The sequence below is a fragment of the Calditerrivibrio sp. genome, from assembly GCA_026415135.1.
Lineage (GTDB): Bacteria > Chrysiogenota > Deferribacteres > Deferribacterales > Calditerrivibrionaceae > Calditerrivibrio.
The window spans coordinates 73662-100446 of record JAOAHS010000037.1; the positions used below are offsets into that span (position 1 = coordinate 73662).

Annotated in this window: 29 protein-coding genes; 2 read left to right on the top strand and 27 right to left on the bottom strand. The window is 37.1% G+C overall.

What is annotated here, in order from left to right; genetic code table 11:
- Window positions 1-9: 9 nt before the first annotated feature.
- From nuoF to rpmE, 25 genes are all read right to left on the bottom strand, one after another.
- Complete coding sequence (nuoF, locus tag N3C60_07350) at window positions 10-1797, bottom strand: NADH-quinone oxidoreductase subunit NuoF (GenBank protein MCX8084715.1); 1788 nt, start codon at window positions 1795-1797, stop codon at window positions 10-12.
- A 10-nt stretch (window positions 1798-1807) separates the two neighbouring features.
- Window positions 1808-2299 carry an NADH-quinone oxidoreductase subunit NuoE gene (gene nuoE, locus N3C60_07355; GenBank protein MCX8084716.1) on the bottom strand — a complete coding sequence of 164 codons (492 nt, stop codon included), beginning with the start codon at window positions 2297-2299 and terminating at the stop codon, window positions 1808-1810.
- 10 nt (window positions 2300-2309) lie between these two features.
- A complete protein-coding gene (nuoD, locus tag N3C60_07360) occupies window positions 2310-3503 on the bottom strand; it encodes an NADH dehydrogenase (quinone) subunit D (protein ID MCX8084717.1) in 1194 nt (397 codons plus the stop codon).
- Window positions 3504-3515: 12 nt separating this feature from the next.
- Window positions 3516-4010, bottom strand: a complete 495-nt coding sequence (locus tag N3C60_07365) for an NADH-quinone oxidoreductase subunit C (GenBank protein MCX8084718.1) — start codon at window positions 4008-4010, stop codon at window positions 3516-3518.
- An 8-nt stretch (window positions 4011-4018) separates the two neighbouring features.
- Window positions 4019-4495 carry an NADH-quinone oxidoreductase subunit B gene (locus tag N3C60_07370; protein ID MCX8084719.1) on the bottom strand — a complete coding sequence of 159 codons (477 nt, stop codon included), beginning with the start codon at window positions 4493-4495 and terminating at the stop codon, window positions 4019-4021.
- A complete protein-coding gene (gene ndhC, locus N3C60_07375; GenBank protein ID MCX8084720.1) occupies window positions 4486-4839 on the bottom strand; it encodes an NADH-quinone oxidoreductase subunit A in 354 nt (117 codons plus the stop codon). Before ndhC ends, N3C60_07370 begins: the two co-directional genes overlap by 10 nt.
- 166 nt (window positions 4840-5005) lie before the next feature.
- A complete protein-coding gene (locus tag N3C60_07380; protein ID MCX8084721.1) occupies window positions 5006-5968 on the bottom strand; it encodes an RluA family pseudouridine synthase in 963 nt (320 codons plus the stop codon).
- A gap of 5 nt (window positions 5969-5973) precedes the next feature.
- Entirely contained in the window at window positions 5974-7221 is a 1248-nt protein-coding gene (locus tag N3C60_07385) for a DUF1015 domain-containing protein (protein MCX8084722.1), read from the bottom strand.
- A gap of 11 nt (window positions 7222-7232) precedes the next feature.
- A complete protein-coding gene (gene tyrS, locus N3C60_07390; protein MCX8084723.1) occupies window positions 7233-8435 on the bottom strand; it encodes a tyrosine--tRNA ligase in 1203 nt (400 codons plus the stop codon).
- 9 nt (window positions 8436-8444) lie between these two features.
- The gene (locus N3C60_07395; GenBank protein ID MCX8084724.1) at window positions 8445-9224 is read right to left on the bottom strand and encodes a prepilin peptidase; all 780 of its coding nucleotides are present in this window, start codon (window positions 9222-9224) and stop codon (window positions 8445-8447) included.
- Window positions 9225-9230: 6 nt separating this feature from the next.
- On the bottom strand, window positions 9231-9695 hold the full coding sequence (locus N3C60_07400) for a chemotaxis protein CheX (protein MCX8084725.1): 465 nt from the start codon (window positions 9693-9695) through the stop codon (window positions 9231-9233).
- A complete protein-coding gene (gene lpxI, locus N3C60_07405) occupies window positions 9685-10503 on the bottom strand; it encodes a UDP-2,3-diacylglucosamine diphosphatase LpxI (GenBank protein ID MCX8084726.1) in 819 nt (272 codons plus the stop codon). The genes N3C60_07400 and lpxI overlap by 11 nt, the downstream gene beginning before the upstream one ends.
- A gap of 1 nt (window position 10504) precedes the next feature.
- Window positions 10505-11473 (bottom strand): Gfo/Idh/MocA family oxidoreductase, encoded by a 969-nt coding sequence (locus N3C60_07410; GenBank protein ID MCX8084727.1) that lies wholly within the window; start codon window positions 11471-11473, stop codon window positions 10505-10507.
- A complete protein-coding gene (lpxA, locus tag N3C60_07415; GenBank protein MCX8084728.1) occupies window positions 11470-12246 on the bottom strand; it encodes an acyl-ACP--UDP-N-acetylglucosamine O-acyltransferase in 777 nt (258 codons plus the stop codon). Before lpxA ends, N3C60_07410 begins: the two co-directional genes overlap by 4 nt.
- A gap of 12 nt (window positions 12247-12258) precedes the next feature.
- The gene (gene fabZ, locus N3C60_07420) at window positions 12259-12690 is read right to left on the bottom strand and encodes a 3-hydroxyacyl-ACP dehydratase FabZ (protein MCX8084729.1); all 432 of its coding nucleotides are present in this window, start codon (window positions 12688-12690) and stop codon (window positions 12259-12261) included.
- Window positions 12690-13706: a UDP-3-O-(3-hydroxymyristoyl)glucosamine N-acyltransferase gene (lpxD, locus tag N3C60_07425; GenBank protein ID MCX8084730.1), complete on the bottom strand. Its 1017-nt coding sequence runs from the start codon at window positions 13704-13706 to the stop codon at window positions 12690-12692. The genes fabZ and lpxD overlap by 1 nt, the downstream gene beginning before the upstream one ends.
- Window positions 13685-14206, bottom strand: a complete 522-nt coding sequence (locus N3C60_07430; protein MCX8084731.1) for an OmpH family outer membrane protein — start codon at window positions 14204-14206, stop codon at window positions 13685-13687. The genes lpxD and N3C60_07430 overlap by 22 nt, the downstream gene beginning before the upstream one ends.
- A gap of 19 nt (window positions 14207-14225) precedes the next feature.
- Window positions 14226-16460 carry an outer membrane protein assembly factor BamA gene (bamA, locus tag N3C60_07435; protein MCX8084732.1) on the bottom strand — a complete coding sequence of 745 codons (2235 nt, stop codon included), beginning with the start codon at window positions 16458-16460 and terminating at the stop codon, window positions 14226-14228.
- Window positions 16457-17077, bottom strand: a complete 621-nt coding sequence (gene hisG, locus N3C60_07440) for an ATP phosphoribosyltransferase (protein MCX8084733.1) — start codon at window positions 17075-17077, stop codon at window positions 16457-16459. Before hisG ends, bamA begins: the two co-directional genes overlap by 4 nt.
- Entirely contained in the window at window positions 17070-18332 is a 1263-nt protein-coding gene (murA, locus tag N3C60_07445; protein ID MCX8084734.1) for a UDP-N-acetylglucosamine 1-carboxyvinyltransferase, read from the bottom strand. Before murA ends, hisG begins: the two co-directional genes overlap by 8 nt.
- The gene (locus N3C60_07450; GenBank protein ID MCX8084735.1) at window positions 18314-19138 is read right to left on the bottom strand and encodes a peptide chain release factor N(5)-glutamine methyltransferase; all 825 of its coding nucleotides are present in this window, start codon (window positions 19136-19138) and stop codon (window positions 18314-18316) included. The genes murA and N3C60_07450 overlap by 19 nt, the downstream gene beginning before the upstream one ends.
- A gap of 9 nt (window positions 19139-19147) precedes the next feature.
- Window positions 19148-20218 (bottom strand): peptide chain release factor 1, encoded by a 1071-nt coding sequence (gene prfA, locus N3C60_07455; protein MCX8084736.1) that lies wholly within the window; start codon window positions 20216-20218, stop codon window positions 19148-19150.
- The gene (locus N3C60_07460; GenBank protein ID MCX8084737.1) at window positions 20211-21062 is read right to left on the bottom strand and encodes a DUF1385 domain-containing protein; all 852 of its coding nucleotides are present in this window, start codon (window positions 21060-21062) and stop codon (window positions 20211-20213) included. Before N3C60_07460 ends, prfA begins: the two co-directional genes overlap by 8 nt.
- A gap of 77 nt (window positions 21063-21139) precedes the next feature.
- On the bottom strand, window positions 21140-21865 hold the full coding sequence (gene thyX / locus N3C60_07465; protein ID MCX8084738.1) for an FAD-dependent thymidylate synthase: 726 nt from the start codon (window positions 21863-21865) through the stop codon (window positions 21140-21142).
- A gap of 12 nt (window positions 21866-21877) precedes the next feature.
- The gene (gene rpmE, locus N3C60_07470) at window positions 21878-22090 is read right to left on the bottom strand and encodes a 50S ribosomal protein L31 (protein ID MCX8084739.1); all 213 of its coding nucleotides are present in this window, start codon (window positions 22088-22090) and stop codon (window positions 21878-21880) included.
- Between the two features lie 145 nt (window positions 22091-22235).
- Here rpmE and N3C60_07475 point away from each other — a divergent pair, with 145 nt between their 5' ends.
- Both N3C60_07475 and N3C60_07480 read left to right on the top strand, forming a co-directional pair.
- Entirely contained in the window at window positions 22236-22514 is a 279-nt protein-coding gene (locus N3C60_07475; GenBank protein ID MCX8084740.1) for an AAA family ATPase, read from the top strand.
- A 64-nt stretch (window positions 22515-22578) separates the two neighbouring features.
- On the top strand, window positions 22579-22950 hold the full coding sequence (locus N3C60_07480) for a PD-(D/E)XK nuclease domain-containing protein (protein ID MCX8084741.1): 372 nt from the start codon (window positions 22579-22581) through the stop codon (window positions 22948-22950).
- Between the two features lie 89 nt (window positions 22951-23039).
- Here the strand turns inward: N3C60_07480 and N3C60_07485 are convergent, their stop codons facing one another.
- Together N3C60_07485 and mgtA are read right to left on the bottom strand one after the other, a co-directional pair.
- Complete coding sequence (locus N3C60_07485) at window positions 23040-23738, bottom strand: MgtC/SapB family protein (GenBank protein MCX8084742.1); 699 nt, start codon at window positions 23736-23738, stop codon at window positions 23040-23042.
- Window positions 23739-23762: 24 nt separating this feature from the next.
- Window positions 23763-26408 (bottom strand): magnesium-translocating P-type ATPase, encoded by a 2646-nt coding sequence (gene mgtA / locus N3C60_07490; GenBank protein ID MCX8084743.1) that lies wholly within the window; start codon window positions 26406-26408, stop codon window positions 23763-23765.
- Window positions 26409-26785 lie beyond the last annotated feature (377 nt).

The following is a 26785-nucleotide window of genomic DNA, read 5'->3' on the forward strand; positions in this document are numbered from 1 at the left end:
TCCCCTTCGTTAATCTATTGCGTTAAATGGGCAGTTGACGATACATTCCCTGCACTTAACACACTTAGATCTATCAATATATGCAACCTTCCCTTTTTCCCATGTAATAGCATTGACTGGACACACTTTAAAACAGATCCCGCACTTTTTACATCTCACATCATCCACAATAAACTCTATAAGTGGAGCACATTCCCTCGCCGGACACTTCTTTTGTTTGATATGTATCTCATACTCCTCTCTAAAATATTTTATTGTTGTAAGTACAGGATTAGGAGCAGTCTGGCCAAGACCGCAAAGCGATGCAGTTTTAATATCATTTGCTAAATCTATCAGATTCTCTATATCACCTTCTCTACCCTGCCCACTTGTAATTCTATCGAGGATATCAAGCATCGTTTTAGTACCTATTCTGCATGGTATACACTTACCACAAGACTCCCTCTGGGTAAACGTTAGGAAGAATTGAGCAACATTCACCATACAGTTGGTTTCATCCATAACAACCACACCACCAGAACCCATCATAGCTCCAGCAGCAATAAGGGAATCGTAGTCAATAGGGGTATCAAGCAACGATTCTGGTAGACAGCCACCAGATGGTCCACCCAACTGTACAGCTTTAAATTTTCTTTTCTTAGGTATACCACCACCCACATCATATATGAGCTGCCTTACAGTTATACCCATAGGAACTTCAACAAGCCCAGTGGACTTTACTTTACCACTAAGGGCAAATATCTTTGTACCTTTGGACTTCTCAGTACCCATGGATGCATAAAAATCTGCACCATCAAGAATTATCAATGGAAGATTTGCAAATGTTTCGACATTATTAACATTTGTAGGCTTGCCCCACAAACCCCTAACAGCAGGAAATGGTGGTCTAGGCCTTGGCATCCCCCTTTCCCCTTCAATGGATGCTATAAGAGCAGTTTCTTCACCACAGACAAAGGCACCAGCACCCTCTTTGAGGTGGAGATGAAACTCAAAGTCCTTACCTAATATATTTTTACCTAAAAAACCTCTTTCCTCCGCAACTTTTAAAGCTTTTTTAACCCTTTTAATGGCCAAAGGATACTCAGCTCTACAGTAGATATAACCCTCTTTACAACCGATCGCATAGGCTGCAATGAGCATACCTTCTATAACCACATGGGGATTACCTTCTATTATACTTCTATCCATGAAGGCACCAGGGTCACCCTCATCGGCATTACATATGAGGTATTTAAGTTCCCCCTTAGACGCCCTACAAAACTCCCATTTGAGACCAGTCGGGAAACCTCCACCACCTCTGCCCCTTAGACCTGACTTTTTAACTTCTGCTATCACCTGCTCAGGTGTCATCTCATTTAATACCTTTTTGATGGCTTCATACCCACCCATAGATAGATAATCATCTATATCTTCAGGATCCACCTTACCACAGTCTTTCAAAACATATCTCTTCTGGAATTTATAAAAATCGTAATAATCTTTCTTAGCTGCCCACTTATCCACTATATGTCCATTTATAATATGCTCCTGGACTATGGCAGGTACCATTTCAGCAGTTACATGTTCATAGGTTACCGGTTCAGCACCAGGAATATGTATATCCACCAAAACATCCCTAGCACACAACCCCCTACAGCCTGTAGCTTTGACCTTACAATTTCTCTCTTTTAAAACCGCCTGAATACCCTCTTTTTCAAACTCCGCAGCAAAGGCATCCATTACCTCGTAGCCACCAGAGGCAACACCTGCTGTACCCATACACACATGGACTTCTATAATATTAGAACCAACACTCATCATTTACCCCCTAATCCTGTTTTTGAGCATATTCCCTAAATATGCTCCTTGACTGTTCCGGGGTCAAGTTTCCATAGGTTTTATCATTTATCATTATAACCGGAGCCATACCACAGGCACCAATACATGATACCTCTTCTAAGGTAAACTTGATATCAGGTGTAGTCTCACCATTTTTGATACCAAACTCCTCATAGACAACTTCTGAAATCCTACCAGATCCCTTAACGTGACAAGCAGTACCACGACAAACTCTGATCACGTATTTACCCCTCGGAGTCGTATAAAACTGCGCATAAAATGTCAAAACACCATATAACGTATGGGGGGACATATTGAGATTTTCGCCAATCCTTTCGATCATCTCCTTAGACAAATAACCATAGTGCTCCTGCACTTGCTGAAGAACAGGAATCGTTGCCCCTTTCTTCCCTTTATATTTTTCACATATATGATCTAACTCTGTAAAATCCAACTCTTTATCAATAGCAACTGCTTCCATCGCCTTCCCCTTATCTGTCTATTTCGCCAAGGACTATATCTATGCTACCTATAATACCAACAAGGTCAGCAACCATATGCCCTTTGGCCATAGCTTCTATTGCCCCCAAATTCACAAAGGAAGGAGCCCTAATCTTCAATCTGTATGGCTTTGTATCACCATCACTAACAATATAAAATCCTAATTCACCTTTAGGAGCCTCTACACACGCATAAGCCTCACCCTTAGGTGTAGTGAAGCCTTTGGTAATTATGTAGAACCTACGTATCAAGGCTTCCATCTTTTCATACACATCCTGATGGGACGGAATCTCCAATCTTGGATCATCTGTCATCACTGGACCTTCTGGAATCTGATCGAGAGCCTGTTTTAATATTTTATTGGCTTCCCTCATCTCCTTTATTCTAACAAGGTATCTGGCGTAGATATCACAACCATCCTGCACAGCGACCTCAAACTTGAATCTACTATAAATACCATAAGGTTCATCTCTTCTTAGATCAAAATCTATACCTGAACCCCTCATAATTGGACCACTTACTCCATAATCAAGGGCATCTTCTTTGGACAACTTACCCACCCCAACAGTCCTGGCTAACCAGATTCTATTTTTAGTAAGCAACCCCTCATAGGTATCAACCCTTTCATCAAATACTTCAACAAACTCCCTCAATTTTTCAAAAAACAAAGGCGGAACATCTTCTCTAATACCACCCACCCTTATCCAGGACGATGTCATCCTCTGACCTGTGGCAATTTCAAACATATCAAGGATAAGTTCCCTCTCCCTGAAGGCATAAAGGAAAACTGTCATGGCACCTATATCTAATGCATGGGTAGCAACCCAAACAAGGTGACTTGCAATCCTTGCTAGCTCTGCAAAAATAACCCTTAGATACTCAGCCCTCTCAGGGATCTTAACATCAAAAAATTTTTCCACAGCCAAACAGAAAGCCAAATTATTAGAAAGTGGCGAAAGATAATCCAATCTATCTGTAAGCGGTATAAACTGATGATATGTTCTATGCTCAGCCAACTTTTCCACACCCCTGTGCAAAAAACCCACATCAGGGCGAACACCAACAATGGTTTCCCCATCAAGATCCACAACAAGCCTCAAAACACCATGGGTACTTGGGTGCTGAGGCCCCATATTGACCGTTATAATTTCACTAAGGTTGTCTTTTTCACTGATTACGCTCATCTGCCACCCCTACTATCTGCTAAACTTAAGACCTAAGCCTTGTTCATCGGCATTATTAAACCACTTTCTACCCTTGAGCGGGTAATCCTTTCTAAGTGGATGCCCATCAAAGAAATCAGGAAGCAGAATCCTTCTTAGATCAGGATGCCCCTCAAAAAAAACTCCCACAAGATCATACTGCTCCCTTTCAAGGAAATTAGCCCCTTTCCATATATCCACAACAGTAAATGTCCTATCATTTTCTATTGAGTACTTCACAAAAACCCTAAGCTTTTTATCTATATTAAAAAGGTTATATACAAGATCAAATTTCTCTTTCCTCTTAGGCCAATGTGTTGCAACAATATCCACAAGATAAGTAAATCCAAACTCAACCTTAAGAGACTTCAACAGCTCTTTGGCAACAGATCTATCAACAACAATATTTTTATTACCAAATTTCTCAAAGCAATTTATTTTACCCGGAAACTTTTCATTAAGCTTTGCAACAAGATCAGCAAATGTCATAATCCACCTCACTTCCTCAATATTTTATCGCCCTTAATCTTCTCCTGAAGGGCGACAATCGCATCCAACAACGCTTCTGGCCTTGGAGGACATCCGGGTATATAAAAATCCACTGGAACTATCTCATCAACACCCTGTACCGTGGAATATGTATTAAAAATCCCACCACTTGTGGCACAACTACCCATAGCAATCACCCACTTCGGCTCCGGCATCTGATCATAAACCTTTCTAACCACAGGAGCCATCTTTCTAGTCACAGTACCTGCAACTATCATAAGATCAGCTTGCCTTGGAGTAGCCCTAAATATAATACCAAGCCTGTCAAGGTCATACTTAGATGCACCTGCGGCCATCATCTCAATAGCACAACAAGCAAGACCAAAGGTAACCGGCCAAAGGGATGAACGCCTTGCCCAGTTTATAACACCATCAATGGTAGTAGTAATAATATTGTCTGAGAACCTATGCTCCATCAAGCCCATTCTAACGCTCCTTTTTTCCATGCATAAAAATAGCCAAATACTAAAATTATGATGAAAATAATCATTTCAATAAGCCCAAATAACCCGAGAACATCAAAGGCAACTGCCCACGGAAACAGGAAAACAGTTTCCACATCGAATATAACAAACAACATCGCTATAACATAAAACCTTACATTATACCTTTGCCTCGCATCGCTAAACTCTGGCATACCACATTCATAAACACTCAATTTAACTTTTTCTGGCTTTTTAGGTCTTATAAGGAATCCCACCGATATACTGATTATTCCTATAAGCGCTGCTATTACTAACATTACAACAATTGGTAAATATCCGCTCATATCATCACCTCTGTATTTTGTATACAGTATTCATCTATTTAACACATGAATTTAAAACTGTCAACAATAAACATCGTTTTAATAGAATGTATCAAAAAGACTTAAGCCATATGAGTTAGACCTTAAATTGTTGCTATTGACTTTTTCTATAAATATTAACAGAATTTTAAATTCTTACAGCCTCAATCGGATTTAAATAATCCCTTCCAGAATCAAAACCGTATTTTAATAAAAGAGACATCATATCAAGGGGTAAATCACTTTTATAAAAGACATCTTTTTCAAGATAGGGATCAAAAAACTTTAAATAGTAAGAGTGGAGTGCCTGTCTTTCAATGCCATATTTCATTACTTTACTGCCCCCATATACACTATCACCTATTATAGGGTAGCCTAAATGAGAAAGATGCACTCTAATTTGATGGGTTCTACCTGTATAGATTCGAATAGCAGCTAAAAAAATCTCTTTAAACCTTTTTAACACATAAACTTCTGAAACAGCAAGTTTTCCGTTTTTATCGACTACTGCCATCCTTTTTCTGTCAGAAGGGGACCTGCCTATAAAGTTTTCCACCCTAATATAATCCTTCTTAGGTTTACCTAAACAGATCGCCAGATAAACCTTTACTATCTCCCTTTGCTGAAAGATTTCGGATAATCTTTGCCTTACATCTCTATTTTTAGCAACCAAAATAAGACCAGAAGTATCTTTATCAAGTCTATGAACAATGCCAGGTCTCAAAACTTCATCATCCTTTATCTCAAATCTTGCCAATATACCATTCACCAAAGTATCTGTGGTATTACCAGGAGCAGGATGCACAACAACACCAGCTGGCTTATCAACAACCGCATACCATTTGCTGTCATAAACAATTGAAAAGTCTATCTCTTTTGGCGTAAGATCGATGGACTCGTCGGGGATAGAAACAGATATAACATCACTTGTTTTAACACTATATGAAGCCTTACAAACCTTCCCATTAACAGTAACAAGGCCATCGGCTATTAGGTTTTTAAAATATGATCTCGACCTACCCAAACGCTCAAACAAAAACAGATCCAGTCTTTTACCATAGATATCAGCGACAATCTCTATTTTTTCTAAGATCCTAACCCTGTCTTCCACGTCTCTTAAAGATCGTTTATTACAAGTCCAGTCTGCAGCTTAGGATAGAAATATGTGGATTTTTGGGGCATAACTAAGCCGCTCTCAGATACCTCCCTAACAACTTCGATATCTATGCCATTTAACATAAATGCAATTCTATTGCCACTTGCTAATAATTCCCTTATCTCCTCCTCAGTCTGAACAAAACAAATCCCCTGTTTTTTTAGCAGTTTTTCATCGGTAAACTCCAAAAGAGGTTTTAGAACCGACTCTTGTAATATGTACGGATCAATCCTTCTAAAAACTGGATCATACCTATCTAAAACTGAATCTTTTACCCTCAAACCAAAATAAGAGTCCCTGGTGACAAGAAGCATTCTTATCTCCCCTGGTACATCCATAAATCTCCACTTTTTATCTTCTGTTAACTCTGTAATACTAAACTCCTCTTCAAGTCTACCCATAAACTCAGAATAATTGAAACCTTCTGGGAGATCTACAACTCTATGAGTGGGGAATATCTTTAACCCTTCATCATAAAAGTTGACAAACATCATCATTACATACTCATACCCTTCCTCTCCCTTACCAGTAGGGTTTTTCTCCCTCATATAGTTTCTAAAGTTAATAGCGGTTTCATACCTATGATGACCGTCAGCTATGTAGACAGCTTTATCTTTCATAAAATTTATAATCTTTTCTATGCTTTCTGGATCATCTACCACCCATATACTGTTTTTAACTCCATACACGTCCACAGCTGAAGCAGATGCCATATTCTTTTTTGCTAAAGAAAATATCCTTTCCAGTTTATTTTCACTATCTAAGTACAATCCAAATATCTGACTTAGATTGGCATTTGTAGCTTTCATTAATTCAAACCTATCCTGCTTAGGTCCTGGCAAGGTCTTTTCATGGGGAAAAACGCTACCTTTTCCAAGTTCCTCAATCTTTAAAAGTCCAATAAAACCTGTTCTAACGTAGTTTTTTCCACCATACTCATATTCCTGTTCATAGACATAAAAAGCTGGACTTGGATCTTTGATCAAAATTTTATCCTCTCTCCATTTTCGATAAAGCTCCCCCGCAATTCTATAGCGGTTATCCCCACCTACAGGCAAGTCTATCTGGACTATATTATATGGTGATTTCCCTATGAGTGTTTCTCGCATCCCCTCATCGATAACATCATAAGGAGGGGCTATAACCTGCTTTAATAGAGTTTTTTCAAGATTATATCTAATACCTTTAAAAGGTTTTACACATACCATGACATCCTCCATCACTTCACAATTAGTTTTGCAAAATTTCTTTTACCTACCTTCAAAACATACTCCCCTGTATCCAAACAGATATCTACATTCTCCACCTTTTCACCATTCAGAGTAATAGCACCAGATACAGCCAATCTCCTTACCTCACTGTTTGATGGAGCAAAACCCAATTTTTTAATTATATCTATAAGCTTATCAAATGTTGACATCTCCAACTCTTTAATATCTTCAGGGATCTCCTTTTTAGAAAAAACCTGCTCAAACCACTCCCTTGCATTTTTAGCTTCAGCATATCCATGAAATCTTTTCACTATCTCCTCTGCTAGATCTTTTTTGGCCTGCATTGGATGAAGGGAACCATCCTTTATGGCATTTTTGATCCGTTCAATTTCATCCAGAGATCTATCACTAAGTAACAAGTAGTATCGAAGCATAAGTTCATCGGAGATGGACATTATCTTTCCAAACATATCAGTGGGTTTTTCAGTTATACCCACGTAGTTACCCAACGATTTACTCATCTTTTGAACACCATCTAATCCCTCTAAAATGGGCACAGTTAAAGCAATCTGTGGGCTCTGCCCATTCATCCTCTGTAGATCCCTACCAACCAGCAGGTTAAACTTTTGATCTGTACCGCCAAGCTCTACATCCGCTCTAAGGGCCACAGAATCATAACCCTGCACCAAAGGGTATAAAAACTCATGAATACTTATAGGTCTGCCACTATTATACCTTTTTGAGAAATCATCCCTTTCCAACATCCTTGCCACTGTATAACAAGAAGCAAGCTTAATCATGTCATAGGACGACATCTTATCCATCCAATGGCTATTAAATGCAATCTCTGTTTTTTCTGGATCTAAAATTTTAAAAACCTGTTCTTTATAGGTTTCTGCATTTTTTAGGACCTCTTCCCTTGTAAGTGGCTTCCGTGTTTCAGATTTACCTGTAGGATCACCAATCAGTCCCGTAAAATCCCCTATTAGAAAGATAACATGATGACCTAAATCTTGAAAGTGTTTCATCTTTTGGATTAAGACCGTATGGCCTAAATGTAGATCTGGAGCTGTTGGATCAAACCCAGCTTTCACTCTAAGGGGGATGTTATTTCTTATGGAGTATGCCAGCTTTTCCTTTAATTCCTCTTCGGATATTATCTCTTCAGCACCCCTTTTTATTACTTTAAGTTGATCTTCAATGCCTAACAAAATGACCTCCTATCTCACCATTCCGATGTATAAATCTATAATTTTTTCCCCATAAAACATATAAAACAGAGAACCAAAAGCTATAAAAGGCCCAAAAGGTATTGGAAAGCTATTATCCTTCAAATACCTGATGATAATAATCCCAACTATAGCTCCTAAAAAAGATGAAATTAAAATTACCGGCAAAACAGATTTAAAACCCAAAAAAGAACCTGTCATGGCCATAAGATACATATCCCCATCCCCCATACCTTCCCTTTTTTTAAACAGCTTATAAAGAAATGCAGGCAAAAAAAGGGATAAAAACCCCAGCACCATCCCTAAAAGACTATTTAAAACACCTACCCCATTAAAGTAAGATGTTACAACTCCAAGAACAATACCCATATATAATATTACAGCGGGTATAACGCCACACTCAAACTCATCTTTTTCAAATGCAGTATAAAGATCTGTAAAACCAGAGGTTAACATAAAAAAAGAGAATACCAGATAACTTATACCCTGCATATTGATACCAAACCGGTAGCAAATCAATAAAAAAATTAAAGCTACAGTAAATTCTACAACAAGGTATCTAAAAGGGATTTTTTTCCCACAATCCCTACAGACACCTTTTAAAAAGATATAACTAATTATTGGTATGTTATTATACCACCTAATAGGTGCCTTACAATTAGGGCAAGATGAAGCAGGAGCAATTATCGATACCCCCCTGGGCAATCTATAAATCAAAACATTCATAAAACTGCCAAATATCGATCCTAAAACAAAAAAGAGAAAACACATCTGTATCTATTCTTCTTTTAAAGCTACTTCCACTACAAAAAATCTACTCCCCACATCAAATTTTACCCCCAAACAAGGAACATTGCTAGGACGATTGATCTTGTGACCTTTCCCAACTATTACATTAGGTATAGAGATTTTGAACTTAAGCCCCTTTTCAGAAAAGACCTTCTTGGTACTTCCAGCAATCATATTTATAAATTCCCCAACTGCATCAACAACATCGTCATCAACTTTCTTTTTATCTTCCCCTAAGAATTTGCTCACAACCTCAAGGGCAAGATCTTCAGGTAAGCTGATAACAACAGACCCCGTGGCCTGCCCAGCAAGACCTATAACACCTGAGATATCAAAAGATGGCTCATCACCCTGCTTTATATAAATATTATTCTTTTTTGGTTCTATACCGATCATAGTTTTGAAAACAGATAAAGTGGATTCTATAAATGGATTAATATACTCAGCTTTCATAATCTTCTCCCTTGTAAGATATCATAATTAGATTATTATCATCACAAAATCTTCTTACTTCATCATAATCTACAACAATAGTAGCATCTGCTTCTATTGCAAGACATATACCTTTATTATCTAATATTTTTTTCAAAGTGTCAATACCTACTGTTGGAATATCGAACCTTTCATCCTGATTAGGCTTTGCAACCTTAACCACCACAGCATCCCTTTTCGCTAAACCACATCCCCTTTCAATAGCTGCATCAGTTCCCTCTATGGCTTCCAATGCCATAACTGCCTTATTTTTTACTACCACTGTTTGACCCACATCAATACTTCCCAACAGCTTTGCAGCTTTATAACCAAAAGCTACATCTTCAAGAATCTTTTTAGTGGGTTTCCGTTTTGAAATTACACCTTTAGATACGAAAAGATCCCTCAAAATGTCACTCTGCTTTAAAACCTCTATACCATTTTTTCTGAATTCATCAACGATTTTCAGCATAATGGTATCATCATTTCTATCTTTAAGTTCCAAAAGAAGTCGCATTGCTGTCAAATCAAGCCTTAGATTTTTATACAAAAGAGTTTTATTTACTTTCCCTGCAAAAAGGATCTTGTCCACATTATTTTTCTTTAACGTTTTTATAATCTTCCCAACTTGACCTGCACTGAATTGATATACACTGCTGTGAATTTTATTAAAATCAACTGTAACTTCCTCTAAGAGGGATATCACTACTACATCTTTATATAGAGTTATGAGCTTTTCATAGGCAATAAGAGGTAATTTTCCATAACCAGCAATAAGACCTACGGTCACTTTACACCCTGACCCTACCTATCTTGGTCTTAAGTATACTATCCACTTTAAGGGCTACTTTGAGGGAGTTAAGCTCATGCTCCACTGTCACTATCCTACTGGTCTCTTTTTTTATACAACTTAAAAAATGTTTTATCTCCATTTTTAATGGGTTATCCTTATATACAAACACCCTTTCTAATACATACTCGTTTATATATTTTAGTTCTTTATTCCCAAATACATGCTGGGAAGCTCCTTTTCTATAGATGTTTATATCTTGATTTGTATAATCTATATATATAAAAGCATCTTGTTGACTGATGCTCATAGTTCTATCTTTTTTTTGAGTTACTCTGCTTACAAGGATATTAGCAATAGCATTGTTATCAAACACAAGGGTTACGGAAGCAAAATCTGGTAGATCTGAGTAAACAAGACTACCTTTTGCCTCTATATCAATTACATCCCTACCTATAAGATTCAGTATGATATCTATATCATGAATCATTAAGTCCAAAACTATACTGTCATCCTTCATCCTCTCAACAAATGGTCCTACCCTTCTGGACTCAATTAGAAAAGGGTTATTTATAAGCTTCTTCAACTCTTGAACAGCAGCATTAAATCTCTCCACATGACCAATATGTAATACCAAATCCTTCTTTTGGGCAATATTAAAAAGCTCCACCGCTTGCTCATAATCTGTGGTAATAGGCTTTTCCACTAAAACATGCTTACCTGCGTTTAGACAGTCTTTTGCTATCTGATAATGGAATTTTGTAGGGGCAGCAATGGTTACTGCATCTACCTTGTCCAAAATCTCTTTATAATTTGTCGTAACAATTGTATCTGGATTTAACGGTAATGTATCAAATATATCCGCATCAATATCACAAACTGCAGCCTTTTGAATATCACTGATCTCATCATAGAGGTTCAAATGGTATCTACCCATTCTACCGACACCGATAAGCCCCATCCTTATCATTCTCCCCTCCTCATCAAACCTCTTTTCGATTTGCGGATGAACTCCAAAAAGACCTTTACCTCGTCGTATTGATTAAGCTTCGAGATCTCCTTTATGACATCTTCCAAAACGTAATCCATATTTACAAGAATATCATAAGCCTTTTTCAACTCACTCCTAACCTCTGCTGGTACTCCTCTACGTTTTAAACCTATCATATTAAGTCCATATAACTTAGCTGGGTTTCCATCCACAAGACAGAAAGGGGGAACATCTTTTGTTATTTTAGCACAGCCCCCCACCATCGCTTGTCGACCTATTCTGGTAAACTGATGTACTGCAGCCTGACCACCTAAAATTACACCATCATCGATATGTACATGCCCTGCTAAAGCAACATAGGAAGTGATTATAACATTATTACCTATTCTACAATCATGGGCCACATGACTTGCTGCCATTATAAAACAGTTATCACCTATGGTAGTAACCCATTCCTCTTTTGTACTTCCCCTATGTAAAAAAGAAAACTCCCTTATAACACAGTTTTTGCCTATAACAAGCCTTGTATCTTCCCCTCTATAACTGATATCCTGTGGAGCACCACCCAAATTTACATTTGGAGATACAACAGTCCCGTCACCTATTTCGGTATTACATTCGATCACAGTTCCAAAACCTATCTTTACATTTTCCCCTATTTTACAATTTTTACCGATATATACATTCGCTGCAATCTCAGCCGAAGGAGCTACCTCTGCAGTTTTGTCAATAAATGCTGACTTATCTATCATGTAATCTCCATCTTATCTTTTTCTCATCATTGCCATAAATTCAGCTTCGGTGGTTATATATCCATCAACTGTAATTTCACCCTTTAACTTAAACACATTCCCTTTCTTTTTTACCATTTCAACTTTAAGTATCATCACATCCCCCGGAACCACCGGTCTTCTAAACTTTGCGTTCTCTATACTCATAAAAAAAATCTCACAATTAGTAGCATCAGCATCTTCCACATAGTCATGACATAAAATCCCCCCAGTCTGTGCCAACGCTTCTATCTGTAAAACTCCAGGCATGATCGGATCCCCAGGGAAATGCCCCATAAAAAAGTGCTCATTTATTGTCACATTCTTTTGGGCAATGATACACCCGTCCCCTTTTTCAATAACCTTATCTACCAGTAAAAAGGGATACCTATGCGGGATTAATGACATTATCTTTTTTATGTCCATCAGTTACTCCCTTTAAGTTTATCGATATCTTTTTTAAGGCTATATAGCTCTTTAAAAACAGCGTAGTTTTTCATAAACTGTTTGGACTCTATAATAGGAGACCCAAGATAAACACCCTTTGACTCAATATCAGACATAACACCAGATTGAGCCATTACAATTGTACCATCAGCAATACTAACATGATCCCCAACACCCACTTGACCAGCAAGGATAACATAATTACCGATATTACATGAGCCAGCAATACCAACCTGGGCAACAATAATACAATTCTTCCCTATCTTGACATTATGGCCAATCTGAACCAGATTGTCTATTTTAGTACCTTCCCCTATCACTGTGGCTGATAAGGTAGCTCTATCAATACAACAGTTTGCACCTATCTCCACATTATCTTCTATTATAACGTTACCCACCTGCCTTATCTTTACATGCTTATCAGAAAGATTAACATAACCAAACCCATCAGAGCCGATTACTGTACCAGCGTGTATTATCACATTACTGCCTATAACAGTATCGTTATATATAACAACGTTGGGGTATATTTTCACATTATTACCTATAGTTACATTTTTACCTATTTTAACCCCAGCACCCAAAAAACAGTTATCACCAATAGTAACTCCGTCAGAAATCACTACAAAATCATCTATATAACAATTATCCCCAATCTTAGCACTCTTAGATATCGATGCTCTGAAAGATAGATAAGGAGAAAATTGTTCTTCCGGATAAAAAATCTCAAGCATTTTCACAATAGTTAGCTTGTCATCATCAACTACCACATGAGGCTTTTCCAATGATATATTTAGCGAACTAAAAACAACAACAGCTAATATATTAGAATTACTTACCAAATCTAAAAACTTTTTATGGGTAAGCAAAACCACACTATCAGGTTTTGGTTGTTCTATGGAAGAAAAGTTTTTTACTGGGATATCTTCCCCAACTAATCTACCACCCAACTTTTTAGCAAGCTCAGATAATCTTATTTTTTCTTGCTGTTCCATTCTTTATTATACCTTTCAATAACAAGCTTGGTTATGTCGGTTGTATCAGAGTTATAAAGTACTCCAGACTCCCTTTTTTCAAATATTATACCATAACCCAATTCTTTACCTAATTTTTCCACAACATCCCGGAGTTCATTAGCTATCTTATTAACTAACATCTGCTCCTTTTTCTTAAACTCTTCATTGGCATCCTTTATTATTCTCTGTAGATCCTTGAGCTTCTTTTGATACTCATCCATCTTAAGTTGCTTTGCATCCTCGCTTAGTACAGCACTTTGAGCATTTATCTCATCCTGCATCTTTTTAAGCTCCATGCTCTTTGTATCTATCTCCTTTTGAAGATCCTGATACTCCTTTTTCATACTCTCCACTGCTGCCTTACCAGCGTTACTCTCATCCAGGGCTTTTTGCATATCAAAAACAGCAATTTTAGTGTTTGCAAAAGCTAAACTAAACATAAACGTAAACATCACTACAGACAAAAACAACTTCCTCATAAATCCTCCAGATAATTTATTAAAATAGTCCACCTATGGAGAAATCCCACCTGCCAGGTGCTTCTCCCGGTTTTCTATCAAGCTTGTGACCATACTCTATCCTAAGTGGCCCAATTGGTGAAAACCACCTAAAACCATAACCCACCGTCTTCACAAAATCCTTTGACAGGTATGCTTCCCCTTTATCATATACCTGTCCAGCGTCAAAAAAGAAAACACCTTTAAACTTGTTCTCCTTAGATATATCGAAAGAGAGTTCAGCATTAAAGAGCAAATATTTGTCACCACCGTAAGCATATCCATCTTTATCCCTCGGAGATATATCTCCATATTTGTACCCTCTCACACTATACATACCACCAAGTCTATATCGTTCATCAATAGGTAGTTCTTTACCACCTAAGGGTGTCAAGTACCCCAGTTCACCTCTGACCATTCCCACGAAGGACCAGAAAAGTGGGAAATACTGATTACTCTCTAAACCTGTTTTCACAAACTCATTATCCCCGCCAAGTAACCCACCAGCATATTTTATATATAAACTCGATTTGTTACCCTTTGATGGATCAAAAGGATGATTTAAAGTATTCCAAACAATGCTTGGTGTAAAACTAACTGTTACAGTATCACCCTCTTGTGCCTTTATATATTCAGAAGCATTTACATCTATATCGTATATCTTTATCTTATCGTAAGCAAGTCTATAATTTATATAAAGCTTACGTTTAATTATTGGATGCCCCAACCTAAAAGCTATACCCTCAGATTTCTTTGTATACTCATAGTAGCTTCGTTTAAGATTGTAAAGATCAACCCCAGCAGTAATAGGTCTATCAAAAAGCCATGGATCAGTAAAGCTTAAGGTATAATCTGTTCTCTTCTCAGAAAACTCTGCCTTCAAACCAAGGTTATACCCCAATCCAAAAAGATTGGCCTGATTCACCGATGCCATTGCCGTAAAACCATCAAGACTTGAATAACCTGCTCCAACAGTAAACATGCCTGTAGGTTTTTCCTTTACACTTAGCTTTAGATCTATCAGACCATCAGCTACCACATCCTCTTTTAAATTAACCTCTTCAAAATAATTGGTAAACTCCACATGTCTCTTAGAGTCGCGTATCTTTATTGAATTATACTTCTCCCCTTCAACTATATCAAACTCTCTTCTTATAACCCTATCTCTTGTTTTGTTGTTACCAGATATTATTATCCTATTTATATGATAAAGAATGTTCTCCTCTATATTGTAGGTTATATTTACAATCTTCTCATCATCCTTGATATCATTGACAGGATCCACATTAGCAAAGGCATATCCAATCTCCGTAAACGCATCTGTTAGAGCGGCTATATCCTTTTGAAACTTTTCAGCACTAAAGAGATCCCCTTTTTTTAGACTCAATTTATCCATCAATGTTTTATTATCAATATGAACATTGCCTTTAAAAGAGATCTCACCAATCTTGTATTTTTCACCCTCCTCTATCCTGAAGTTTAGGGTAACTTTCTTCTTATCCTCAGAATAAATTAGCTCTGGTTCACCCACCTTTACCCTCATAAAACCATTGTTAAGATAATGCTGTCTTATGCGTTCCCTATCAATTTCCAGATTTTCCCGTTTAATTTTACCACTACCGGTAAGCCATGAGAAAAAGCCTTTCTCGTTTGTTTCAATAAGTTTCCTTAGCTCTTTTTCCTTAAACGCCTTATTACCATAGAAATTTATGGTATATATCTTCGACTCAACGCCTTCATCAATGGTAAATACAATATCTACAGCATTGTTACCCCTCTCTTCAATATCATAACTAATCTTCACATTAAAAAAATTGTTATCCTCATATTTCTTACGGATCTGCTTAACACTATCCTCTATAAGTTTTTTATCGAAAGGGGAGTTATCCTTTATTTTAAGCTCTTCTTTTAATTTATCTTCCTTAATCTCCTTATTCCCTTCAAAATACACCTTATTAACAAAAGGCTTTTCTTTTACCACATATATGAGTACCATCTTGTCTTCATCAAATCGAAGATCGACCTTAATATCCAAAAATAAACCAGATTCATACATTTTCTTAATGGAGTCATCGATCTTTTTAAGATCCAGTTCTTCACCTGCTTTGGGCAAAAACGTCTGAATCTTAGACTCGGATACCCTCTTGTTACCTTGAATCAATACCTTATCAATAGTCCCAGCATGAACACTACCAAGAAACAACAGCAATCCTAAAACAGCCAAAAACCTTTTCATCCTCTCAACATCTCCAATATCTTTTTTATTTTTACATATTTTACTCTTGTAAGATTCTTATTGCCAATGAGCCTTGCTGTAGAATCCATTATCTTATCAATTACATGAAGCCCATTTTTCCTCAAGGTCTCGCCTGTGGAAACAAGATCAACAATAATATCTGACAATCCCAACAAAGGCGCTATCTCTATCGAACCATAAAGTTTTATAGTTTCAATAAAAAAACCTTTTTTAATAAAGAAATCTTTCGTTACATTAACAAACTTAGTAGCCACCTTTATATCGTGTTTGTATTTAAAATTTGGATCGGTGGATGCTACACACATGCTACAAAATCCGAAATTCAGATCTAAAAACTCATACACATCCGCCTTTGTTTCGCATATAATATCTTTACCAACAACTCCAAGATCACATGCCCCATATTCTACATACGTGGGTACATCCATATTTCTAACGATTAAAAACCTGAACCCCTTATCCAGATCTTCAAATATGAGCTTTCTTGAATCAAAATCAATACAGTTCTCATCGAGTATCTTCTTATTTATAAAAAGTTCTATAGTTTCTTCCGCAAGCCTACCCTTTGGTAGCGCGACAGTTATTATATCATTCATCCTTTTCCCTTACTATTTGGGCACCCAAAGCATTCATCTTTTTATCAAAATCTTCATAGCCCCTGTCGAGGTGATAGATTCTGTGGATATTAGACTCACCTTCCGCCATCATGGCGGCGATCACAAGCCCAGCACTTGCTCTTAGATCTGAAGCCATAATATCAGCCCCAGTAAGCCGTTCCACCCCTTTTATAACCGCTGATCTATCCTTGAGTCTTATGTCAGCCCCCATTCTCTTCATCTCCGACACATGCATGAACCTGTTTTCAAAGATATTTTCGGTAATAACCGATAGCCCTTTGGCCTTTGTCATAATTGCCATAAACTGGGCCTGCATATCCGTTGCAAAACCGGGGTAAGGCTGAGTAACAACATCTGCAGATTTTAAAACACCACTAGATGAAATTTTTAAAGTATTTTTATTTACTATCTTTATTTGACAACCAGTTTCTATCAATTTATCAATAGTAGCCTTCATCGCCTCAACGGGCGCATCTTCTATTAAAACTTCCCCACCCACTCCAGCTACAGCACACATAATAGTTCCTGCTTCAATTCTATCTGGCATTACAGAGTAGTCTGTAGGAGATAGTTCAGAGACTCCCCTAATCTTGATTACATTTGTACCTTCGCCGGTGATATCTGCCCCCATCTTTTTTAGAAACCTGGCCAAATCCACCACCTCAGGTTCCTGGGCAGCATTGTAAAGTATCGTCTCCCCTTCAGCGAGGGTAGCAGCCATCATAATATTTTCTGTACCAGTAACAGTAACAAGATCAAAATATATTTCTGTCCCTTTAAGTCTATCGGCCTCTGCAATAATATAACCATGCTCAATATCCACCCTTGCACCCATTTGGACCAAAGCTTTTATATGTTGATCCACAGGCCTTTCCCCTATGGCACAACCACCGGGCAACGAAACCTTTGCCCTCCCCTTTTTTGCTACTAAGGGCCCCAAAACCAAGACACTAGCTCTCATCGTCTTAACCAACTCATAAGGAGCTGTCCAGAGATCTACCACATCATGATTTTTTATATACACCCTATTTTCTGAAAAATCATAATCCATTCCCAAAACTTTTAAAAGCTTGAGCATGGTCTTCACATCCATCAGATGAGGTACATTATCTATAACATACTCACCAGATGTCAAAATGGTTGCGGCAAGAATAGGTAATGAGGAGTTTTTCGCACCACTTATCTTAATCCTACCGTTTAAAGAATGACCACCTGTTACCCTGAATTTGTCCATACCATAACCCTATCTATACCAGCGTAATCTTTTATAAAATATATATCTTCCTCCTGAAAGATCTCTTCCAAACCAGATTTCATCCCAATACCTATTTCAAAAAATACAACAGTATTTTTCTTACATGATTTGGATAATATTCTCAATAGTTTTTTATAGAACAAAAATCTATCTTCACCCGCAAATATAGCTATAGATGGCTCATAATACAAAGACCTGTCTAATTTTTCATAGTTAGCAACATAAGGGGGATTACATAATACTACATCAAATTTAGACAAATCAAGGGCATCCAAACTACTCAGAACATCCATGCACACAAGATCAGCCCTCTCAGTCAAGACAAACATATCCCTGTTTATTTTACTTACGTCCAGCGCAGGTAAACTGATATCCACTCCTACACCTTTAGCATTAGTCTTCTCTAAAAGGTAAGCAAGTAAAAGTACCCCAGAACCTGTACAAATATCTAAAACCTTTTCATTAACCAATCCCAACTTTAAAGCACTCTCTACCAATATCTCACTCTCATGTCTGGGGATTAGAACCCGTTCATCCACATAAAAATCATACCCATAAAAATTTCTCTTTTTTGTTACATAAGCAACAGGATACCCATCAAATACCTTTTGTAAAATATATTTTCTATATCCGTTTAAAGATATTGTATCATTTAAGTGTTCAAAGACTTTGTCATAATCCACATGCAAAAGAAAAGATAAAAATTCTTTCGCCTGATAAGATGGTAGTAATGATAAAAGTTCAGTATATAGTGCCGATACTTTTATACGATCCCAATCAAACAAAACACACCCTTACAAACCGATATTTTTTAGTCTCTCAGCCTGATCATGGGTTATAAGGGCATCAATTATCTCATCCAACTCACCTTCCATCACCATATCAAGGTTGTAAACAGTCAGATTAACTCTGTGATCGGTAAGCCTATTTTGGGGGAAATTATACGTCCTGATCCTTTCACTTCGATCCCCTGAACCCACCTGCTGTTTTCTACTTTCAGCCAGTTCACTTTTCTGTTTTTCTATCTCCATTTCCAATATCTTTGATTTCAAAAGCTTCATAGCTTTTTCTTTATTTTTTATCTGACTTCTTTCATCTTGACAAGCCACAACAACACCTGTAGGTATATGGGTTATCCTCACAGCTGAGTCGGTAGTATTCACGTGCTGTCCGCCTGCACCAGACGATCTATAAACATCTATCCTTAAATCTTTGGGATCTATGTGAACATCCACATCATCAGCCTCAGGTAAAACCGCCACAGTACATGCAGATGTGTGAATTCTTCCACTGGCCTCAGTCTCGGGTATCCTCTGAACCCTATGCCCACCAGCTTCAAATTTAAGCTTACTATAAGCATTTTTCCCTTTTACCAATAACACTACCTCTTTGTACCCACCCATACCAGTCTCATTGGCATCGATAATCTCAGTTTTCCATCCGCACTTTTCAGCGTATCTCATATACATCCTTAAAAGATCTGCTGCAAAAAGGGAAGCCTCTTCCCCACCTGTACCAGCTCTTATCTCAATATAGATATTCTTTTCGTCAAAAGGGTCCTTTGGCAATAGTAAAAGTTTTAACTCTTCCTCAATCTTTTCCAGTTTTTTTCGGCCTTCTTCCACCTCAATCTCAGCTAATTCGATGAGATCTTTGTCCCCACCATCCCGGAGAATAGCCTCAGCCTCTTCGACAGCTTTTTTCACATCTTTATATTCCACATACTTTTCCACAACAGGCTTAAGCTCAGAATGTTCTTTACTAAGCTGCTGATAAAGCTTTATATCGCTTATCACATTTGGATCAGAAAGCTTTTCTGTAAGCTCATTGTATTTTTGATATACCTCTTCTAATTTATCAAACATATATCAACCCTTCCTTTCTTTCATTTTTATCGAGTGCTTCTTTGATAGATATGAGAGCCACTTCCAATTGACTATCATCAGGCTCCTGTGTGGTGATTTTCTGCAACCACAAACCAGGTGCTATAAGCATTTTGACAAAGGTATTATCCTGATATTTTGCACTAAGCTTTAAAATCTCATAGGATACCCCTGCAATTACTGGCACAAAAACAATCCTGGCTAAAAACTTTACTATGAAATGGGAATCCTTTGGAATGAGGGTAAAAACGAATATAGATACAATCATTACGATCAGCAAGAAACTCGTCCCGCATCTCGGATGAAACCTACTCATCTGCCTTGCATTTTCCACTGTCAACTCTTTACCACTTTCAAAAGTGTATATAGATTTGTGTTCCGCACCATGATATTGAAAAACCCTTTTTATATCCTTAAAAAAAGAAATAAAGTAAATATACAACACGAAGAACACCACCCTTATCACCCCATCCACGAGGTTATAAACAAGAAAGGAGCGCTCAATTATTGGAAAAACATACTTTAATAAATCAGTAATCAATAATGGTAAGAACAAAAAAAGTAAAATCCCCAAACCAAAACCGATAACCATTGTGATAAAAACCTCTTTAAAAGAAAGTTTCTCTTCACCCTCTCCCAACGCGTGATGAGCACTGAAATTTAGTGCCTGTATACCTAAAACAAGGGCATCATACAACCCTATTAACCCTCTAATAAAAGGCTTTTTAAAAAAACTGTTGGAATCGATCTTTATATCCTTTTTTTGAATAACTATAGTGTTATCTGGCCTCCTCACAGCTATAACAAATTTAGAAGGAGCTCTCATCATAACCCCCTCAATGACCGCCTGGCCACCTATATTCACTTTACACTCACTCATTTTTTTCACCTGATAAAGATTTTTTAATTAAGACGGTTATACTTCTTAAGAAGTTCAAGGTATTTTTTTCGAACGTCTGCAGCCTGACCACAAGTCATCTCACCTTCCGGGCATTTTTCAGTTACACACCCAGGGCCAGCAAATTTAAAAACAGCAGGAGCCACCTCCATACACAACTTTAACATCTCTTCAGCCATTTGCCTTATCTCCCACTGTGCTCTGTTGCAACATCTCAATTTGAAAAAATGTAATAACTCCCTTGCATTCATGGTAACTATAATTTTTGTCTCGCAAGCATTTGGTAAGATATACCTTGCATCCTCAGCTGGAATATCTTGGGATATCATCTCTGAATAAAGCAACGCCAACTCCTTCATAAGGGCGGCATATCTAACGTAATATCGCTCATGATGCTTTATAGACGGAGGAACTATATAATCAATATCCTCCCTATGCTTAACATATCGCTGGGACTTTTGGGAATAGCTCGCAATCCTGTGTCTAACCAACTGGTGCGTCAAAGCCCTCGAGACCCCTTCAATACCAAAAGTAAAAGATATATGCTCCAATACAGAATGATGACCTATTTTGACAATCTTCTCTATAAAAAGGGTTTGTTCTTTCTCGGAAATCTTGTCCAGTAGCTCCCCAATAGATGCATCTGAGTAACACAATTTTGCAGATAAAGCCACAACCCTTTCTGGATCAGGGGTGTGGCTTAGCAATCTAACCGATAGACCTGTTTCCATAAAGATGGGGCACTACTTTTTCTTTGCAGAAGCCTCGTATTTTTTCATAAACTTTTCCACTCTACCAGCAGCGTCAACAAATTTCTGTTTACCAGTAAAAAATGGATGGCAATTAGAACAGATAGCAATACCTGTCTTTTTAGCAGTAGATATTGTCTTTATCTCATTTCCACATGCACAATTGAAAACAACCTCTTTTACATTTGGATGAATACCTTTTTTCATTACCGCACACCTCACAAAATATTAAGACTACATGTATAGCACAAATATATTTTTTTTCAACAAAAATTTCTACACAATCTAATTTATGATTTTTCTTACAAACAAAAACATTAAAACAAAGCGGAACTGCTGTTAATATAACATTATGAAAAAAAGATTACCCATAGGTGAGTTCAACATCGCAAACCTCATCAATGATGGTTTTTTATACGTGGATAAGACGCAATTTGTATATAAGCTATTAACATCTTCCAAGTATTACTTCCTTTCTTGCCTCCACCGGTTTGGAAAATCTTTGTTTGTATCCACACTGGAGCAGGTCTTTAAAGGGAACAAAGATCTTTTTAAGGGGCTATGGATATATGAGTCAGGTTATGATTGGGGATTTTATCCAGTTGTAAAAATAGACTTTAATCAGATTTAAGAGTTTTTCTAAGGATGAGTACAATGTTTATACGAAGATATATGATAAGTTATCGGTGGGTGATGTGGCTGGATTTATTTCTGTTGTAAGTTCGATATTTGCATTTATCCCTTATGAGGAAGGTATTAGGTTGAATGAGGGGAGTTTCCATACGTTGTTTTACCTTATGTTATCAGCAGGTGGTTTACCAGCAAGGAGTGAGGTGCTAAACTACAGTGGTAGGATAGATATGGTATTGGAGATGAGGGATAAGGTATATATCTTTGAGTTTAAGTGTAATCAGAGTGCAGAGGTTGCTCTAAACCAGATAAAAGAAAGAGACTGCCATAGACAGTATCTACATAGTGGTAAGAATATCTATCTTGTGGGTATAAATTTTGTTGTTCAGAAAAGAAATATAGAGGACTATAAAGTTACTTTTATATATCCAAGTTAGGGTAAAGTTTAAGCCACTAAACTTATTGTTCTGACTAAAAAACACTGCCCCTATGCTTATAGAGGCAGTGATGAGTCTAATAAGTAATATTATTCTTGATTAGTTTGTATTTCCCAGCTAACAGAAGATACACTCGATTCAAGACTTAGTCTCGATACTACATCTTCCAAAATTGTTTGAGCATGAATATTTGCTATAACCTCTGCCTTTATACATACCTTTTTACCTTCATCTATATCTTCACTGTGAAGACTTCTTAGTAGTAAATGACTTGGAGCCAACATTTGAACCAACAGTGTTCGTAAGTGTAATTCACCCTCTGGCAAACATTTTAGTTTTACAATGTATATCTGTTCTAATTCATTAGCGCCTTTTCCGAAACGATCTATATAAATTGCAATAGGCCTAAGTAGTATGTTACTCAATAAAACCAGAATTGTTGTTGCCACTGCTGCATATGTGTGTCCTGAACCAGCTAATACACCTACAGATGCTGAGCACCAAAGGGTTGCTGCTGTATTTAACCCACGAATTCCAGAACTTTCCCGAATAATTAAGCCAGCACCTAGAAAGCCTATTCCAGAAACAACCTGTGCTGCAATACGTGTTGGGCTATTTTCACCTTCTACCAAAGTAGTTAGTATTACGAAGGCAGCAGAACCAAGTGAAACCAAGGTATTGGTTCTTAACCCTGCAGCTCTCTGTCTTATTTGGCGTTCCAAGCCTATCAGAATACCAAGTCCTAATGCAGTTAAAAGGTTTGTAAGAACATTTAGATTAAAAAACATAATTTTTACCCCTTAGAAGAAGTGTTAAAGCCAAGTTTTAAATCTTTTAATATAAATAGTTTTTACCGTTTGAGTTAGGAGCATGTAAGAGCCAAGTATCAAAACAAGCCAGATGAAATATGTTGGTGGAAGAGGCTGTAAACCTATGGAAGCGCCAAAGTGGGAAAAAGGTATGATTATACCTGTGAAAACTATTAAGCTAGTCATTATCATTACAGGGGTAGAGGCCCGGCTTTGAATGAAGGGTATCTTTTCAGTCCTTATCATGTGTACAATAAGTGTTTGAGAAAGTAATCCTTCGATAAACCACCCTGACTGGAAAAGTGACTGTACTTCTGGGGAATTAGCTTTAAAGACATACCACATTACCAAATAGGTAACAATATCAAAAATGGAACTAATAGGGCCTATCCAAATCATAAATCTAGCTATATCATCTGCTATCCATTGACGTGGTTTTTTAAGGTACTCTTCATCCATTGTATCCCATGGGATAGATGTTTGAGAGATATCATAACATAAATTCTGTACTAATAGGTGCACTGGCAACATGGGCAAAAATGGTAAAAACGCACTTGCTGTAAGTACGCTAAAGACATTGCCAAAATTTGAACTAGCGGTCATCTTTATATATTTAATAATATTACCAAAAACTTTACGTCCCTCAACTACACCTTCTTCTAATACCAATAGACTTTTTTCCAAAAGGATAATATCAGCTGATTCTTTTGCAATATCTACTGCAGAATCAACTGAGATACCAACATCTGCGTCTCTTAAGGCAATTGCATCATTGATACCATCACCGAGAAAACCCACTGTGTGACCTTTTTGCTGTAGTGCCCTAATGATTCTAGATTTGTGATATGGGGTAAGTTTTGCAAAAACTGTTGTATTCTCAGCTCGTTGGGCAAGCTCTTCGTCACTTAGCATATCTATTTCATGACCCAACATGATATTATCTACAGTTAGCCCAACATCTTTGCAAACTTTTTTTGTTACAATTTCGTTGTCACCTGTAAGTATTTTTACACTTACTCCATATTCCCTTAAAGCTTTGATTGCGGGAAATGCTGATTCTTTAGGGGGATCGAAAAATCCTATAAATCCCATTAAAACGAGGTTACTTTCATCAGCTATACTGAAGATATTTTCGTTAGGTACATCATTTTTCTGGGCAACAGCTATTACACGTAGTCCATCTTTATTGAGTTCTTTTACTTTTTTTAAGGCTTCTTCTTTTATACTTTCCGTCAAAGGTATAACTTCCCCCTGATATTCCACAAGGGTACAAACAGATAGCATTTCTTCCACTGCACCTTTTGTGACAAGTTGACGTTTTCCAGCTCCATTTTCAAGTACAACGGACATTCTTTTGCGTGTAAAATCAAATGGTATTTCATCTACTTTTTTATATATATGTTCTATACCTTCAAGCCCTTCCTCTCTCCCTTTTTGTAAAATGGCTACATCAAGAAGGTTTTTAAGTCCAGTTTGATAATAGCTATTAAGCCATGCGTGTCGTAATACCCTTTTTTCCTCGTTACCATGAACATCCAGGTATTTCATCAATACCACTTTGTCTAAAGTAAGGGTACCAGTTTTATCGGTGCAGAGGATATCCATAGCTCCAAAGTTTTGAATGGAATTTAGTCTTTTAACAATAGTCTTTTTTTTAGACATTGTTACTGCACCTTTTGCAAGATTGGTGGTTACAACCATTGGAAGCATCTCTGGGGTTAAACCTACTGCTATGGCAAGAGCAAAAAGTATAGCTTCAAACCAGTCTCCTTTTGTAAGACCGTTTATGAAAAAAACAATAGGAACCATAAAGGCCATGAATTTGATTAAGAGCCAACTGACACTGTTCACTCCTTTGTCAAAACTTGTAATAGCACGTCTGCCAATTATTGATTGGGCTACAGAACCGAAATAAGTGTTACTACCTGTTGCCACAACTACACCAATAGCTGTGCCGCTTACTACATTTGTTCCTAATAAGCAGATGTTTTCTAATTCTGTTATGTTAATTTTTGAAGTAGGATATATTTTTGCTTCAGTTCGTTTTTCTACAGGTTCGGATTCTCCTGTTAATGTTGATTGACTCACAAATAAGTCTTTTGATGAAATCAGACGCATATCTGCTGGTATCATATCTCCAGCGGAAAGATATATTATATCACCAGGTACTATATCCTTCATCAAAATCTCTTTTTTCCCAGAATCTCTGCGAAGTACGGTGGTGGTTACTCTAACCATCTCTTTTAGTTTTTCTGCTGATTTATTGGATTTATATTCCTGAAAAAAGCGTAAAAAACCACTGATTGTAACCATTAAAGAAATAACTATTAAAGTCTTGTAGCTTCTATCTTCAGGGTGTGCAAATATGATATCTGTGAAAAGAGAAACGGTAGCAATGGCTAACAAAATTATGTTAAAAGGGTTTATAAATGATTTTATCAGGTGAATGTACCATGGAGTAGGTTTTTCTTGGGTGATTACGTTATCACCATATTGCTCGAGTCTTTTTAAGGCTTCTTCATCAGATAAACCTGTTACGTCTGTTTGTAGTTTTTTTAGAACATCTTCTAAAGATTGTTGGCTATAAAAGACAAGCTTATCTTTTAGGTTATTGCTCTCGTTAATTGGGTTTAAGAATCTATTTTTCATTTTTATGAACCTCCTTTTGTAAGTATTTGAGTGATCGATTGTTTACACTTTTAAGCTTTAACGAAAAAAGTACGCATAACTTTTTTACAAAAAGACAAAAAAATACTTCTTGTTGTTTCTAAAATTTCCCTTATTAAAGGAAATTGTTAAATGACCAGCAGTTTGTTCGGTTGATTTTTTTGCTTAGGCGGGGTTAGATTGACATCTTCAGTGATGCCAAATGGTAACCGGAATTGATATTTACCGAACACCTACTGGAATGTTTTGTGCTATAACTATCGTAAGGTCCCGATTCCATTGACATCACCTCATTTTTAAAAGGTTTTACTTCTTATATTTTAATTAATCAAATGTCAATATAAAATGTATCAAGGTTG

Coding starts and splice junctions, on each gene's coding strand:
- nuoF (MCX8084715.1), bottom strand. CDS start 1,797: ATGAGTGTTGGTTCTAATATTATAGAAGTCCATGTGTGTATGGGTACA.
- nuoE (MCX8084716.1), bottom strand. CDS start 2,299: ATGGAAGCAGTTGCTATTGATAAAGAGTTGGATTTTACAGAGTTAGAT.
- nuoD (MCX8084717.1), bottom strand. CDS start 3,503: ATGAGCGTAATCAGTGAAAAAGACAACCTTAGTGAAATTATAACGGTC.
- N3C60_07365 (MCX8084718.1), bottom strand. CDS start 4,010: ATGACATTTGCTGATCTTGTTGCAAAGCTTAATGAAAAGTTTCCGGGT.
- N3C60_07370 (MCX8084719.1), bottom strand. CDS start 4,495: ATGGGCTTGATGGAGCATAGGTTCTCAGACAATATTATTACTACTACC.
- ndhC (MCX8084720.1), bottom strand. CDS start 4,839: ATGAGCGGATATTTACCAATTGTTGTAATGTTAGTAATAGCAGCGCTT.
- N3C60_07385 (MCX8084722.1), bottom strand. CDS start 7,221: ATGGTATGTGTAAAACCTTTTAAAGGTATTAGATATAATCTTGAAAAA.
- N3C60_07395 (MCX8084724.1), bottom strand. CDS start 9,224: ATGTGTTTTCTCTTTTTTGTTTTAGGATCGATATTTGGCAGTTTTATG.
- N3C60_07400 (MCX8084725.1), bottom strand. CDS start 9,695: ATGAAAGCTGAGTATATTAATCCATTTATAGAATCCACTTTATCTGTT.
- N3C60_07410 (MCX8084727.1), bottom strand. CDS start 11,473: ATGATAAGGATGGGGCTTATCGGTGTCGGTAGAATGGGTAGATACCAT.
- lpxA (MCX8084728.1), bottom strand. CDS start 12,246: ATGATAGATAAGTCAGCATTTATTGACAAAACTGCAGAGGTAGCTCCT.
- fabZ (MCX8084729.1), bottom strand. CDS start 12,690: ATGGACATAAAAAAGATAATGTCATTAATCCCGCATAGGTATCCCTTT.
- lpxD (MCX8084730.1), bottom strand. CDS start 13,706: ATGGAACAGCAAGAAAAAATAAGATTATCTGAGCTTGCTAAAAAGTTG.
- N3C60_07430 (MCX8084731.1), bottom strand. CDS start 14,206: ATGAGGAAGTTGTTTTTGTCTGTAGTGATGTTTACGTTTATGTTTAGT.
- bamA (MCX8084732.1), bottom strand. CDS start 16,460: ATGAAAAGGTTTTTGGCTGTTTTAGGATTGCTGTTGTTTCTTGGTAGT.
- hisG (MCX8084733.1), bottom strand. CDS start 17,077: ATGAATGATATAATAACTGTCGCGCTACCAAAGGGTAGGCTTGCGGAA.
- murA (MCX8084734.1), bottom strand. CDS start 18,332: ATGGACAAATTCAGGGTAACAGGTGGTCATTCTTTAAACGGTAGGATT.
- prfA (MCX8084736.1), bottom strand. CDS start 20,218: ATGTTTGATAAATTAGAAGAGGTATATCAAAAATACAATGAGCTTACA.
- N3C60_07460 (MCX8084737.1), bottom strand. CDS start 21,062: ATGAGAGCTCCTTCTAAATTTGTTATAGCTGTGAGGAGGCCAGATAAC.
- thyX (MCX8084738.1), bottom strand. CDS start 21,865: ATGGAAACAGGTCTATCGGTTAGATTGCTAAGCCACACCCCTGATCCA.
- rpmE (MCX8084739.1), bottom strand. CDS start 22,090: ATGAAAAAAGGTATTCATCCAAATGTAAAAGAGGTTGTTTTCAATTGT.
- N3C60_07475 (MCX8084740.1), top strand. CDS start 22,236: ATGAAAAAAAGATTACCCATAGGTGAGTTCAACATCGCAAACCTCATC.
- N3C60_07485 (MCX8084742.1), bottom strand. CDS start 23,738: ATGTTTTTTAATCTAAATGTTCTTACAAACCTTTTAACTGCATTAGGA.
- mgtA (MCX8084743.1), bottom strand. CDS start 26,408: ATGAAAAATAGATTCTTAAACCCAATTAACGAGAGCAATAACCTAAAA.